General features: G+C 62.6%; 12 protein-coding genes. 10 read left to right on the forward strand and 2 right to left on the reverse strand.

The window, feature by feature from the left end:
- Window positions 1-27: 27 nt before the first annotated feature.
- Window positions 28-1,365 (reverse strand): lysine N(6)-hydroxylase/L-ornithine N(5)-oxygenase family protein, encoded by a 1,338-nt coding sequence (locus tag RHM69_RS08825; RefSeq protein ID WP_200599289.1) that lies wholly within the window; start codon window positions 1,363-1,365, stop codon window positions 28-30.
- Window positions 1,366-1,484: 119 nt separating this feature from the next.
- Window positions 1,485-1,967, reverse strand: a complete 483-nt coding sequence (locus tag RHM69_RS08830) for a sigma-70 family RNA polymerase sigma factor (RefSeq protein WP_014719030.1) — start codon at window positions 1,965-1,967, stop codon at window positions 1,485-1,487.
- Window positions 1,968-2,298: 331 nt separating this feature from the next.
- Between RHM69_RS08830 and RHM69_RS08835 the strand changes: the two genes are divergently transcribed.
- From RHM69_RS08835 to RHM69_RS08880, 10 genes are all read left to right on the forward strand, one after another.
- Window positions 2,299-3,471: an efflux RND transporter periplasmic adaptor subunit gene (locus RHM69_RS08835; RefSeq protein ID WP_102666161.1), complete on the forward strand. Its 1,173-nt coding sequence runs from the start codon at window positions 2,299-2,301 to the stop codon at window positions 3,469-3,471.
- 1 nt (window position 3,472) lies between these two features.
- A complete protein-coding gene (locus RHM69_RS08840) occupies window positions 3,473-5,446 on the forward strand; it encodes a MacB family efflux pump subunit (RefSeq protein WP_058410696.1) in 1,974 nt (657 codons plus the stop codon).
- On the forward strand, window positions 5,439-6,851 hold the full coding sequence (locus tag RHM69_RS08845; protein WP_032873929.1) for an efflux transporter outer membrane subunit: 1,413 nt from the start codon (window positions 5,439-5,441) through the stop codon (window positions 6,849-6,851). The genes RHM69_RS08840 and RHM69_RS08845 overlap by 8 nt, the downstream gene beginning before the upstream one ends.
- A gap of 107 nt (window positions 6,852-6,958) precedes the next feature.
- The gene (locus tag RHM69_RS08850; RefSeq protein WP_137270576.1) at window positions 6,959-7,714 is read left to right on the forward strand and encodes an alpha/beta hydrolase; all 756 of its coding nucleotides are present in this window, start codon (window positions 6,959-6,961) and stop codon (window positions 7,712-7,714) included.
- A 108-nt stretch (window positions 7,715-7,822) separates the two neighbouring features.
- A complete protein-coding gene (locus tag RHM69_RS08855) occupies window positions 7,823-8,590 on the forward strand; it encodes a FadR/GntR family transcriptional regulator (RefSeq protein ID WP_014719035.1) in 768 nt (255 codons plus the stop codon).
- Between the two features lie 237 nt (window positions 8,591-8,827).
- Window positions 8,828-10,030 (forward strand): ABC transporter substrate-binding protein, encoded by a 1,203-nt coding sequence (locus RHM69_RS08860; RefSeq protein WP_038450627.1) that lies wholly within the window; start codon window positions 8,828-8,830, stop codon window positions 10,028-10,030.
- Window positions 10,031-10,087: 57 nt separating this feature from the next.
- Window positions 10,088-10,948: a branched-chain amino acid ABC transporter permease gene (locus tag RHM69_RS08865; protein WP_014719037.1), complete on the forward strand. Its 861-nt coding sequence runs from the start codon at window positions 10,088-10,090 to the stop codon at window positions 10,946-10,948.
- 1 nt (window position 10,949) lies between these two features.
- Window positions 10,950-11,960, forward strand: coding sequence for a branched-chain amino acid ABC transporter permease (locus RHM69_RS08870; protein ID WP_014719038.1), 1,011 nt, complete (start codon window positions 10,950-10,952; stop codon window positions 11,958-11,960).
- Entirely contained in the window at window positions 11,957-12,706 is a 750-nt protein-coding gene (locus RHM69_RS08875; protein WP_014719039.1) for an ABC transporter ATP-binding protein, read from the forward strand. Before RHM69_RS08870 ends, RHM69_RS08875 begins: the two co-directional genes overlap by 4 nt.
- The gene (locus RHM69_RS08880; protein ID WP_003192343.1) at window positions 12,706-13,401 is read left to right on the forward strand and encodes an ABC transporter ATP-binding protein; all 696 of its coding nucleotides are present in this window, start codon (window positions 12,706-12,708) and stop codon (window positions 13,399-13,401) included. The genes RHM69_RS08875 and RHM69_RS08880 overlap by 1 nt, the downstream gene beginning before the upstream one ends.
- Window positions 13,402-13,404 lie beyond the last annotated feature (3 nt).

Here is a 13,404-nt window from a genome sequence, read left to right on the forward strand (position 1 = left end):
GCTCCCTCGCCACAATAAGCGGATCGGTCAGCTGGCGGTGGCCAGGAGCAGGTCCTGCACCGAACGCGCCTTGCCACGGTGATGGTCCAGCGCATACAACGACGCCGCAATCTCATCCGCCCGAATCGGCAACACCGACAGCAAGGTATCGCTCAAGCCATGGCTGGCCTGGCTGAAGCCCTGGATGTAGATGCCAGCCTTGCAGCGCTCGTCGGTGACGATGCGGTAGTCGCGGGCCACTTCAAAGTCGCCCATGTAGGCTTGCAGCGGCGCCAGCAGTTCACGGTGCATCTGGCGCTCGTAGCCGGTGGCCAGGATCACCGCGTCGTAATGGTTGAGACTGGTTTCGCCACTGGCGGAATTGCGCAGGGCCAGTTCGATGCCCAGCGGGCCAGGCGTGGCCTTCTCCACTACGGTCAGGGTGCGGAACGCCTGGCGGGCGATGCCGGAGACTTTCTGGCGGTAGAAAATCCCGTAGATGCGCTCGATCAGGTCCAGGTCCACCACCGAGTAGTTGGTGTTCTGGTACTCGGCGACCAAACGCTCACGCTCGGCACCGACTTGCTGGAACACCAGGTCAGTAAAGGCCGGCGAGAACACTTCGTTGACGAACGGGCTGTCGTCGGCCGGCTTGAGCGCCGAACCGCGCAGGATCATATCGACCTGCACCGACGGGAAGCTGTCATTGAGGTCGATAAAGGCTTCGGCCGCGCTCTGGCCACCGCCGATCACGGCGATGCGCATCGGCTTGCCGTCTACGCACGGCTGGCTGGCCATGCGCTCCAGGTACTGGGAATGGTGAAACACCCGGCTATCGCCCTTGAGCGCCTTGAATGCCTCGGGGATGCGCGGTGTGCCGCCGGCGCTGACCACCACCGAACGGGTGGTGCGCACATGCTGCTCGCCCTGGGCATCACGGGAGATCACGCGCAACGCCTCGACCTGCTGCTGATGCAGGATCGGCTCGATGGCCAGCACTTCCTCGCCGTAGTTGGCCTGGGCCTGGAACTGCCCCGCCACCCAGCGCAGGTAATCGTTGTACTCCATGCGGCAGGGATAGAAGGTGCCCAGGTTGATGAAGTCCACCAGGCGTTCGTGGGCCTTGAGGTAGTTGACGAAGGAGTACGGGCTGGTGGGGTTGCGCAGGGTCACCAGGTCCTTGAGGAAGGAAATCTGCAGTTCGCTCTGGGTCACCAGGGTATTGCCGTGCCAGCGGTAGTCGGCTTGTTTGTCGAGAAACAGCACGTCCAGCTTGCCCTGGGCCTTTTCACGCTCCTGTAGGGCGATGGCCAGCGCCAGGTTCGAAGGGCCGAAACCGATCCCGATCAGGTCATGAACCGCGGGCGAAGCAATTGCCTGTGTCATTCCAGTGTCCTCTGGATAAGCCCCATGGCGGTGGGGCGGGAATACCTTCATGGCCTGAACAACAGGCCGTGTGTTGATAGGAAACGAGGACAGTGAAATAAAATTTAACTAACAGCCGATCAGTGCGCTTCCCACTCGCGCATGCGCACCCGGCAGTGCTTCATCGCATTGACGATGTGTTTTTCCACCAGGCTGCGGGAAATGCACAGGCGTTCGGCGATTTGCACGTGGGACAGGCCTTCGAGTTTGCGCAACAGGAAACTGTCGCGACAGGCCGCCGGCAACTCGGCCAAGGCGCGCTCGAGCATCTCCAGGCGCTGGCCCTGGTGGTGGCTGGTGTGGGGGGAACAGGCGGCGAAGCGCTCTTCGCTGTCCAGCACCTCAAGAGGCTCGGACTGACGCAAGGCATTACGCCGATGGCCGTCGATCACCAGGTTCAGTGCCGTGCGGTAAAGAAACGCGCGAGGCTGCTCGATTGGCGTATCGCTTACGCGCTCCAGCACCCGCACATAGGCGTCATGCACCACATCTTCGGCCACCTGGCGGTTACCCAGCTTGGCGTTCAGGAAACACACCAGCTCGCGATAGTAGTTTTCCAACATGACTCCTGAGCACCTCCCGGTGGTGTTGATCCTGTAGGAGCGTGCTTGCTCGCGAAGAACCTGAGGGCACATCGTTTTATCTGGATGCACGCGTTATCGTTGACGTTTTCGCGAGCGAACTTGCTCCCAACAGACAGCCATCGATGATGGCAGTTTGAGTATGTGCAATTTATAGTAATTCTCATCTACTTTTAAAGAAGTCTTGCTCCCACGTATGGTTTTTTTCGCCGACGCAGCTGTTACTGCGTATGTAAACGCCTAAATATTCGCGCAATTTTCTCGTATACAGCTCTTCGCCACTCGGCCCCCTTTCCCTGGCTGGAACCAAAGCATGAAACGCCCTCGCCCCGCCCGCCTCGCCCTGCTTGCTGTGGTGTGCCTGATCCCCCTCCTTGCAGTGGCAGCCTGGCAGCTGTTGCCGCCAGGTCGAGATAGCTTGCCCACGGTCACTGTCGTGCGCGGCGACATTGAGAACAGTGTCACCGCCCTGGGCACCCTGCAACCGCGACGCTACGTAGACGTCGGCGCCCAGGCCTCCGGACAGATCCGCAAGATCCATGTCGAGGCCGGTGACCAGGTCACGCAAGGCCAGCTACTGGTAGAGATCGACCCTGCCACGCAGCAGGCCAAACTCGACGCCAGCCGCTACGCCATCGAAAACCTCGAGGCCCAGTTGCAGGAGCAAAAAGCCCAGCACGAGCTGGCGCGCCAGAAGTATCAGCGCCAGCAGCGCCTGAACGCCGGGAATGCCACCCGCGAAGAAGATGTGCAAACCGCCAAGGCCGAACTGAGTGCGACCCAGGCGCGGGTGGACATGTTCAAGGCCCAGATCCGCCAGGCCCAGGCCAGCCTGCGCAGTGACGAGGCCGAACTGGGCTATACGCGGATTTACGCGCCGATGAGCGGCACCGTAGTGGCGGTAGATGCGCGAGTCGGCCAGACGCTCAACGCCCAGCAACAGACGCCGTTGATCCTGCGCATCGCCAAACTGTCGCCGATGACCGTATGGGCCGAAGTGTCCGAAGCCGATATCGGCCACGTCAAACCGGGCATGAGCGCCTATTTCACTACCCTCGCCGGCGGCACCCGGCGCTGGACCAGCACCGTGCGCCAGATCCTGCCGATCCCGCCCAAGCCCCTGAACGAAACCAGCCAAGGCAGTGGCAGCCCCAGCAGTACCAGCAAAACCGGCAGTGGCCGGGTAGTGCTATACACCGTACTGCTGGATGTGGACAACGCTGACAATGCGTTAATGGCCGAAATGACCACCCAGGTGTTTTTCGTCGCCAGCCAGGCCAGGGACGCTCTCACCATCCCGGTCGCAGCGCTGCTCGGCAGCCAAGGCACCGACAAGCAGATCGCGCGGGTCGTGACCAAAAACGGCGCCATCAAGGAGCGAGAAGTACAGCTGGGTATCAGTGACCGCCTGCGGGTTGAAGTGTTGGGTGGCCTGGACGAAGGCGATCACCTGTTGATCGGCCCAGCCAGCGGCAGCGGGGGTTGATGTGACCACGCCACTGATCGAACTCAAGAACATCCGCAAATCCTACGGCGGCGGCGACAGCCCGCAGGTCGACGTATTGCGTGGGATCGACCTGTCGATCCATGCAGGAGAGTTCGTTGCCATCGTCGGCGCCTCCGGCTCCGGCAAATCCACACTGATGAATATCCTCGGCTGCCTCGACCGCCCCACCGTGGGCGACTACCTGTTCGCAGGGGAAAACGTCGCGCACCTGGACAGCGACGCACTGGCCTGGCTGCGCCGCGAAGCCTTTGGTTTCGTGTTCCAGGGCTACCACCTGATCCCGTCCGGCTCGGCCCAGGAAAACGTTGAGATGCCGGCGATCTATGCGGGTATCAGCGCTGCCGAACGCCATGCCCGTGCCAAGGCTCTGCTGACCCGCCTGGGCCTGGCCGATCGCACCAACAACCGCCCGCACCAGCTCTCCGGTGGTCAGCAACAGCGCGTCTCGATTGCCCGGGCGTTGATGAACGGCGGGCATATAATCCTTGCCGACGAACCCACCGGGGCCCTCGACAGCCACAGCGGTGCCGAGGTGATGGTGCTGCTGGATGAATTGGCGAGCCAGGGCCATGTGGTTATCCTGATTACCCACGACCGCGAAGTCGCGGCGCATGCCAACCGCATCATTGAGATCAGCGACGGCCGGATCATCAGCGATTCGGCGTTGAGTACCCCCCACGTGCCCGTCACGGCCGGCAGCGACGCATTGCAAGCCGTGGATCTGCGCCAGCGCCTGGCCGACGGTGCCGAACACAATGGTGCCTGGAAAGCCGAGCTGCTGGACGCGGTGCAGGCAGCCTGGCGGGTCATGTGGATCAACCGCTTCCGCACCGCGCTGACGCTGCTGGGGATCATCATCGGCGTGGCGTCGGTGGTAGTGATGCTGGCGGTGGGCGAAGGCAGCAAGCGTCAGGTCATGGCGCAGATGGCGGCCTTCGGCTCCAACATCATCTATCTGAGCGGCTTTTCGCCTAACCCGCGCACACCGGCAGGTATCGTGACCCTCAATGATGTGGCGGCATTGGCTACATTGCCCCAGGTCAAGCGCATCATGCCGGTGAACGGCACCTACGCCGGCGTGCGCTTCGGCAACGTCGACTACATGGCCTATGTGGGCGGCAACGACACCAACTTCCCGGACATCTTCAACTGGCCAGTGGCCCAAGGTAGCTACTTTACCGAAGCCGACGAACGCGCCGGGGCCACGGTGGCGGTGATCGGCCATCGCGTGCGCGAAAAACTGTTCAAAGGCCAGCTAGACCCCATCGGCCAATACATCCTGATCGAAAACGTGCCCTTCCAAGTGATTGGCGTGTTGGCGGAAAAAGGCTCCAGCTCCGGGATGCAAGACAGCGACGACCGTGTCGCCATTCCCTATACCGCCGCCAGCGTGCGCCTGTTCGGCACCTATAATCCCGAATACGTTGTCATTGCCGCCGCCGATGCACGCAAGGTGCAAGAGGCCGAGCAAGCCATCAGTCAGCTTATGCAAAAGCTGCACGGCGGCAAACGCGACTTCCACCTGACCAACGACGCAGCGATGATCCAGGCCGAAGCACGGACCCAGAACACCCTGTCGCTGATGCTCGGCTCGATTGCAGCGATTTCCCTGCTGGTGGGCGGCATCGGCGTGATGAACATCATGTTGATGACCGTGCGCGAACGCACCCGTGAAATCGGCATCCGCATGGCCACCGGGGCGCGCCAGCGCGACATCCTGCGCCAGTTTCTCACCGAGGCGGTGATGCTCTCGGTGGTCGGCGGCCTGTTCGGTATTGCCCTGGCATTGCTGGTAGGCGGCGTGCTGGTGCTGGCTGAAGTGGCGGTACAGTTTTCCCTGGTGGCGGTGCTCGGCGCGTTTGGCTGTGCGCTGGTCACCGGCGTCGTATTCGGCTTCATGCCGGCCCGTAAAGCTGCCCGGCTTGATCCGGTTAAGGCGTTGACCAGTGAATAAACGATCTCTCACTCCACAACTGTCAGCGCTCAGTGTGTGCCTGTTGCTCACGGCCTGCGGCACTAACCCGCCCGCCATCGACAGTGGCCTTGCTGCGCCCGCCGCCTGGCATTTTGCCGAACGCGAAGCGACCCAAGCCATCAACCAACGTTGGTGGACGCAGTTTGGCAGCCCGGCGCTGAACCGCCTGATCGACCAGGCCAGCCGTGACAGCTTCGACGTGGCGGCGGCCATGGCGCGTGTCCGCCAGGCCCAGGCCACGGCGGTAATTGCCGGTGCACCGTTGTTGCCGGAACTGAAGTTCAACCTCAGCGCCAGCCGTCAACGGCTGTTGCGCGGCAGCGGCAACTCGGAGCTGGACGCCACCGAGAGCAACAGGACTGTCAACAACTATGACGCCAACCTCACGGCCAGCTACGAAATCGACTTCTGGGGTGGCCGCGCCGCTGCCCGCGACAGCGCCGTGCACAGCTTGCACGCCAGTGAGTTCGATCAGGCCAACGTGGAGCTGACCCTGCTCAGCAACGTCGCCGACCGCTACGCGCAAACCCTGGCCGCACGCCAGCGCCTGCAGATTGCCGAGCTCAACCTGGCGAATGCGCGCAATGTGCTGAACCTGGTGCAGACCCGCCACGACGCAGGTTCCGCCACGGCCCTGGAACTGGCACAACAGAAAAGCCTGGTGGCCGGTCAGCAACGGCAACTGCCGCTGATCGAGCAATCGGCCGAAGAATCGCAGATCACCCTCGCCGCCTTGCTCGGCCAACCCGTGCAGGCCCTGGAGCTAGGCACAGAACCCTTTCAGGCATTGACCTGGCCAAGTATCGGGCCTGGCGTGCCCAGCCAGTTATTGAGCCGGCGCCCCGACCTCGCCCAGGCCGAGGCCCAGTTGGCGGCGGCCAGCGCCGACGTCACGGTGGCCCGTGCGGCCATGCTACCGACGGTGACGTTGGGCGCAACGCTCGGCTCAGGCGCGTCCAAGGCTGAAGAGATCCTGCGCAGTCCCTTCTACACCCTGACCTCGGGCCTGATGGCGCCGATTTTCAATAATGGCCGGCTGAGCGCCGAGCGCGACAAGGCTCGGGCACGCCAGGATGAACTGCTGCAAACCTACCGTGGGGCGATCATCAACGGCTTTGCCGATGTGGAAAAAGCCCTCAGCAGCATCACCCGCCTGGACCAGCAACGCCAGTGGCAAACCGAAGAGCTGCAACAGGCGCAGGCCGCCTTCCAGATTGCCCAAAGCCGCTATGAAGCCGGCGCCGAAGACCTGCTCACGGTACTGCAAACCCAGCGCACCCTGTACGACGCCCAAGACCAGAACGTGCTACTGCGCCTGTCGCGCCTGCAAGCCAGCATCGCCCTGTACAAGGCATTGGGCGGTGGCTGGAACACCGATATCTGATAAACGAAACTCATATTTCTTACACGAGTTGTTTCTTCACCTTACATTTTCCACCCCAAGGTCCTTGGTAAAAAAGCCGTTATCACACGGATGCCCAGGACCTCATGATGAAACCCAGCGCTTTTGTAAACGGCCTGGTCTGCATCGGCTTTTGGCTGATACCAAACCTGGCGTTGGCCGAGCCCTTGATCGCCCCCACCGCGATCGACTGGTTGCTGGACTGCCCACTCACAGCAACAGCGCGCCTGGACCCCGAAGTGGTTGGCCGCACCCAATGCGGCCTGGTCAGCGTGCCCCGCGACCATGCCGCCCCCCAGCGTGGCCGTATTCGCCTGAGCGTGACACGGGTAGGCGCACGGCAGCCGCTCAACCGTGAAGGCGTGGTGTTCATCCAGGCCGGCGACCCCCAGCAGGTCAAAGGCGCACCTTTCGTCCTTCACTTGGCCAGCCGCTGGGAGTCGCTTGCCACCACCGCCTATCGCACCCTGGTCGACCGCTACGACGTGATCGAGCTGAGCACCCGCGACCTGCGCCAGGGCAATGCCGTGGAACAGGCCGCCCGGGACATGGAGTACGTGCGCGGGCAATTGGGCGAGGCGCGCCTCAACTACCTGGGCAACGCCGCTGCCACGCGCCTGGGCAACCGCTATGGCACGCTGTTTCCCGAGCGCGTCGGGCGCATGGTGCTGATCAATACCGAGCCTGGCGAAGCGCTCGCCGCCGGTATCGAGCAGCTCTTGCTCAAGGAGTCGGCACACGCAGGCGCTGACGGCTGTGTGAGCCGCTGGCTAGGGGATTTTCTCGCTTATGGCAAACAGCCGCCGGCGACCGCACGCTGCCTGGATTTGGGCGCCTGGGAATAACCTGCGCATTTACGACCCCTATTCACCGAAAACGACCCCTTGCGTTGACGCACCTGCCCAATCGTTATTAAGTGCTATTTATCCGCATTAATACGATAAATCACCGCCATGCTGAGTCGTCCGTTACGCCGCAAACGCCAGAAGCTGTCCGATGTGATTGTCGAGTCGGTCAAGCGCTCGATCGTCACCGACGCCTTGAAGCCCGGCGATCGCCTGCCCACCGAACGCGAGCTGATGGAAAGCTTCCAGTGTTCCAAGGGTTCGGCACGCGAAGCGCTCAAGGCGTTGGAAGTGGAGGGCCTGGTGAGCACGCGCACCGGCCCCAGTGGCGGGGCGTACTTGAACCAGGCCGGCACCGAGCCGGCCAGCCGCGCCTTGCGTAATTACCTGCACTTCCAGCACCTGGACGGCGAGCAGGTCTACCAACTGCGCAAGGTCATCGAAGTGGAGTTGGCGGTGTCGGTGCTGGGGCGTTTGAGCGAAGACGACTACCTGGCCCTGCAAGCCAACGTGGATTTTTGCAGCGCCCCCGAAGACAGCGAAGCCGGCCAGCGCGAACAACGCCTGGCGGAACTGGAGTTCCACAACCTGCTGGCCCGGGCCTGCCCCAACCCGCTGCTGAGTTTCATGGCGCAGTTCCTCAATGACTTGCTGCGCGACCTGGTGGTGCTGAAAAAGGCCTACAAGCCCAAGCGCAAGCAGTTCGATGCGGCCAACCTCGACTATCACAAGCAACTGCTGATCGCCTTTCGTGCCGGGGATGAAAGCGCGGTGCGCAGCTTGATGCATGAACACATGTGCGATGCCGAACACCACATGACCGCGCTGGAAGGCCAGGTGAGCCCGCACTTCCTCTTGGAGTTCGACCACTCTTAAACACACCAACCATTCAATGTGGGAACCCGTTCAATGTGGGAGCTGGCTTGCCTGCGATGCGGGCGCCTCGGTGTTACAGAGGGACCGAGTAGATGCCATCGCAGGCAAGCCAGCTCCCACATTTGACCCCGTTCCCCCGCGAAATCGAGTTATCCAATAACAAGCCTGCCCACAGGCCCTTGCTCCACCGTATCGCCCTTGCCGCTCCTGCCAATAACTAAACCAGGGAGTCACCCCATGCAGCGTCGTACGTTATTGAAAGCCAGCCTCACCGCCGCCGCCGCCCTCAGCCTTCCGCTGAGCGTGCGTTCGGCATTCGCCGCCGAGCCCTTTACCTTTTACGGCCTCAAGTCCATGTCTGGCGCCTTTGCCAGCTATGGCAAATTTGCCGACATGGGTTCACGCCTGGCGGTGCAACAACACCCCGACTTGCTCGGCCGCCCGCTGAACTACAAGGTCATCGATACCGAAGGCAACGCCGGCAAGGCGGTGCGCAAGGTGCAAGAGGCCATCGCGCAGGACGGCGCACGGTTCTTCCAGGGCTGCACGCTGTCGTCTTCCGCCCTGGCGGTGGCCAAGGAAGTGGACAAGGTCGGCGGCGTGTTCATGACCCCGGTGGGCGCCGATGAAGTCACAGGCAAGGACTGCAACAAGGCGACCTTCCGCTGGTCAGTGCCCACCTACGGTGCGATCCGCGAAACCATGGTGCCGCTGATCAAGTTGCTGCCGGACGCCAAGCGCTGGTACACCATCACCCCGCAATACGTGTTCGGCGAAGCCTTGCTCGAAGGGGCCAAAAACGTGCTCAAGGAACATAGCCTGGAACACGTGGGCAACAGCTACCACTCACTGCAGGAACAGGAGTTTTCCGGTTACCTGACCAACGCCATTTCCACCAAGCCCGATGTGCTGGTGCTGCTCAACTTTGGCAGCCAATCGTCCAACACCCTGCGCCAGGCCGTGAACTTCGGCATCAAGGAGCGCATGAAGGTATTGCTGGTGTGGTCTGCCGGCCTGGATCAGTTCCAGGAACTGGGCAGCGATGTGCTCGAAGGTGTGTACCTGGGCGCGCAGTACTGGCACCAGGTCGACACCCCGCTCAACCGTGAGCTGGTCAAGCTGACCCAGGCCACCTACGGCATCAACCCCACCTACCCGCTGGCCGCCGACTACATTAGCACCAAAGTCATGCTCGACACCATCATCGCCACCGGCAGTTTCGACGGCCCGACCGTAGCCAAGGCCCTGCAAGGCTTGAGCTACGAAGGCCCGACCGGCAAAGAGTCGATCCGCGCCGGCGACCACCAGGTGATCAAGGATTACTACCTGCTGATCGGCAAGGCCAGCGGTGACATGGCCGACAAGGACGACCTGGCCAAAGTGCTCAGCGCTGGCCAGTCGTTCCCCGCAGTCGAGGCGACGGGCTGCACACTCGGCTGACCGCTTAACTTTTGTCGCGCAGGGCCGCGCAAGCGGCCACCTGCGGAGGGTGCCTGCATGCTTAATCTGTACCTGTTCCAGATCCTCAACGGCCTTGGGTTAGGGATGATCTACTTCCTGATCGCGGTGGGGCTGACGATCATTTTCGGCCTGCTCAACTTCGTCAACTTCGCCCACGGCGCGTTCTTCCTGCTCGGCGCCTACATCTGCTACACCGCGGTAAGCCTCACCGGCAGCTTCTGGCTGGCGTTGCTGATCGCGCCGTTGGTGGTGGCTGCGTTGGCCTGGGTGATTGAGCGCTTGTTGATCCAGCGTATCTACCACTTGCCGCACATGTTCCAGATTCTGGTGACCTTGGGGATCGCTCTGATCATCCAGGAAGCCAGCGTGATGATCTGGGGCCCGGTGGGCAAAAGCGTCGCCGTGCCGGAACTGTTGCGCGGCGTGCTGGTGGTGGGTGATTTCGTCTACCCCTACTACCGCCTGTTCCTCATCATGTTTTCCGGGCTGGTGGGCCTGGGCCTGTGGCTGCTGCTGGAGCGCACGCGCTTCGGTGCCCTGGTGCGCGCCGGCAGTGAAAGCACCGAAACCGTGTCGCTACTGGGCACCAATATTTTCCGCCTGTTCTCCATGACCTTCGCCCTCGGCGTCGCCCTGGCCGGTGTCGCCGGGGTGTTGTTCGCGCCGTTGCGCGGCGCCCAGCCCTTCGTCGGCCCGGAGATTCTGGGCATCGCCTTCGTGGTGGTGGTGATCGGCGGCATGGGCTCGTTCAGCGGTGCGCTGGTCGGCGGTTTGCTGGTGGGCGTGGTGCAAAGCCTGATGACCACACTCTGGCCCCAGGGTGCGAGCCTGATGATCTACGGCGCCATGGCCGTGGTGATTCTGGTACGCCCTTACGGCCTGTTCGGGAGAGCCTGACATGAGCGAGAAAAACCCCCTGCCGTTTGCCAAGACCCAATCCAGAGCCATGTTGCTGTGGGTGTTGGCCGTGCTGATCGGCCTGCCGTTGGTGTTGCCCTCGGCGACCCTGGCCGCCGAGATCCTGATCTTTGCCATGGCCGCCCTGGCCTGCAACCTGCTGCTGGGCTATACCGGGCTGCTGTCCTTCGGCCAAGGCATCTTCTTTGGTGCCGGTGCTTATTGTGCGGCGCTGTTGATGATCCACCTGCAACTGGGCCTGTTCACCGCGTTGCTGGGCGCGGCGCTGGCCGGTGGCGTGCTGGCTTTGCTGGTGGGCGCCCTGGCGATTCGGCGCACGGGCATTTACTTCGTGATGCTCACGTTGGCGTTCAGCCAGATGGCCTACTTCGTCGCCTACACCCTGAGCGACTGGACCGGCGGCGACAACGGCCTGCTCAGCGTGCCACGCCCGGAAATTCGTGTGGGTGACACCGTGCTGCTGTCCCTGGCCGATGCCCGCGCCTTCTACGGTTTTGTCGCGGTGCTGTTCCTGCTGATCTTCATCGGCGCACGCCGGGTGATCGCCTCGCCGTTCGGCAGCACGCTGATGGCGATCCGCGAAAATGAAACCCGCGCCTCGGCCATCGGCTACGACACGCGTCACTTCAAGATCCTGGTGTTCGTGCTGTCCGGCGCGGTCACCGGGATTGCCGGGGCGCTGTACGCCATGCTGTTGCACTTTGTGCCGCTGTCGAATATCGACCTGGCGATGTCCGAGAACATCCTGATCATGACCATCGTCGGCGGCACCGGCTCGCTGTTCGGCTCACTGCTGGGCGCCGGTTCCATCGTGCTGCTGGGTGACTTTCTCTCCGATCTGTGGCCGCGCTGGCTGATGCTGCTGGGGGTGATCCTGATCCTGGTGGTGATCTTCATGCGCGGCGGTTTGTGGGGCGGCTTGGCGTCGCTGTTCGAAAAGCTGCGCGGCACGCGCAAACCCGCAGTCGTCGCCAAGGAGGACGGGCTATGAGTATCTTGCTGGAAACCCAGAACCTGGAGCTGGCCTACGGCGCGTTCCATGCGGTCAATGGCGTCAACCTCAAGGTCGAAGCCGGCACCATCCACACCATCATCGGCCCCAATGGCGCCGGCAAGACTAGCCTGTTTCATTGCCTGACGGGCGAACGCCAGGCCACCGCCGGAGCGATCCATTTCGACGGCAAGAACCTGATGCGCAAGCCCGCCCACGGCCGCGTCGGCCTGGGCATGGCGCGTTCGTTCCAGCTCACCAGCCTGTTCCAGAACCTCAGCGTGCGCGAAAACCTGCGCCTGGCCGCCCAGGGCCGCGATGGCTCGCGTGCCTTGAACTTCTGGCGTCGGGTGGACAGCCAGCGCGAACACCTGGAGATGGCCGACCAGGTGCTGGAGCGTCTGCAACTCACGGCCCGCGCCGACACCCTGGCCGGTGAGTTGTCCCACGGCCAGCAACGGGTGCTGGAGGTGGGCATGTCGATCTGCTCCAAACCCAAACTGTTGATGCTCGACGAGCCCACCTCGGGCATGGGCATCGACGATATCCCGATCATGACCCAACTGATCAGCGACCTTGGCCGCGACCATACGGTGCTGTTGATCGAACACAACATGAGCATCGTCATGTCCATCAGCCAACGCATCACGGTGATGAGCCATGGGCAGATTCTGGTGGAAGGCACGCCGGAGTTCGTGCGCGCCGATGAACGTGTGCGTACTGCCTATCTTGGGGAGGCTGCCTGATGCTGATCGTCGAGAATATCCATTCCTACTACGACAAGAGCCATGTGCTGGAGGGCGTGTCGCTGAGCGTCAATCCTGGCGAACTGGTGACCCTGCTGGGCCGTAACGGTGCCGGCAAGACCACCACCCTGCGTAGCATCCTCGGCATCATCTGCCCGCGCCAGGGCCAGATCCACTTCAACGGCCAGGCGTTGGTGGGGCAGAAGATTTTCGAAATTGCGCGCCAGGGCTTGGCGCTGGTGCCGGAAAACCGCGGGATTTTCCGCCTGCTGACGGTGGAAGAAAACCTGCGCATCGCCGCCCGCAAACACAGCCGCTGGCAACTGGAAGACGTGTACGCCATGTTCCCGCGCCTCAAGGAGCGGCGCAAAAACGCCGGCCATGCATTGTCCGGCGGCGAACAGCAGATGCTCGCCATCGCCCGCGCCCTGCTGAACGACCCCAAGCTGCTGATCCTCGACGAACCCACTGAAGGCCTGGCCCCGGTGATCGTTGACGAGCTGGTGAAGATCCTGCGCAAGGTCAAGGACGAGGGCCTGCCGGTGTTGCTGGTGGAACAGAACCTGATGGTCTGCGACAAGCTCGCCGACCGCCATTACGTGCTCGAACAGGGCCGCGTGGTGTACGAAGGCAGCGCCGCTGACTTCCGCGCCGACCCGACGATCAAAAACCGTTACCTGGCCTTGAGTGCCTGAGTG

It is taken from the genome of Pseudomonas sp. CCI1.1, assembly GCF_034348165.1.
GTDB lineage: Bacteria > Pseudomonadota > Gammaproteobacteria > Pseudomonadales > Pseudomonadaceae > Aquipseudomonas > Aquipseudomonas paracarnis.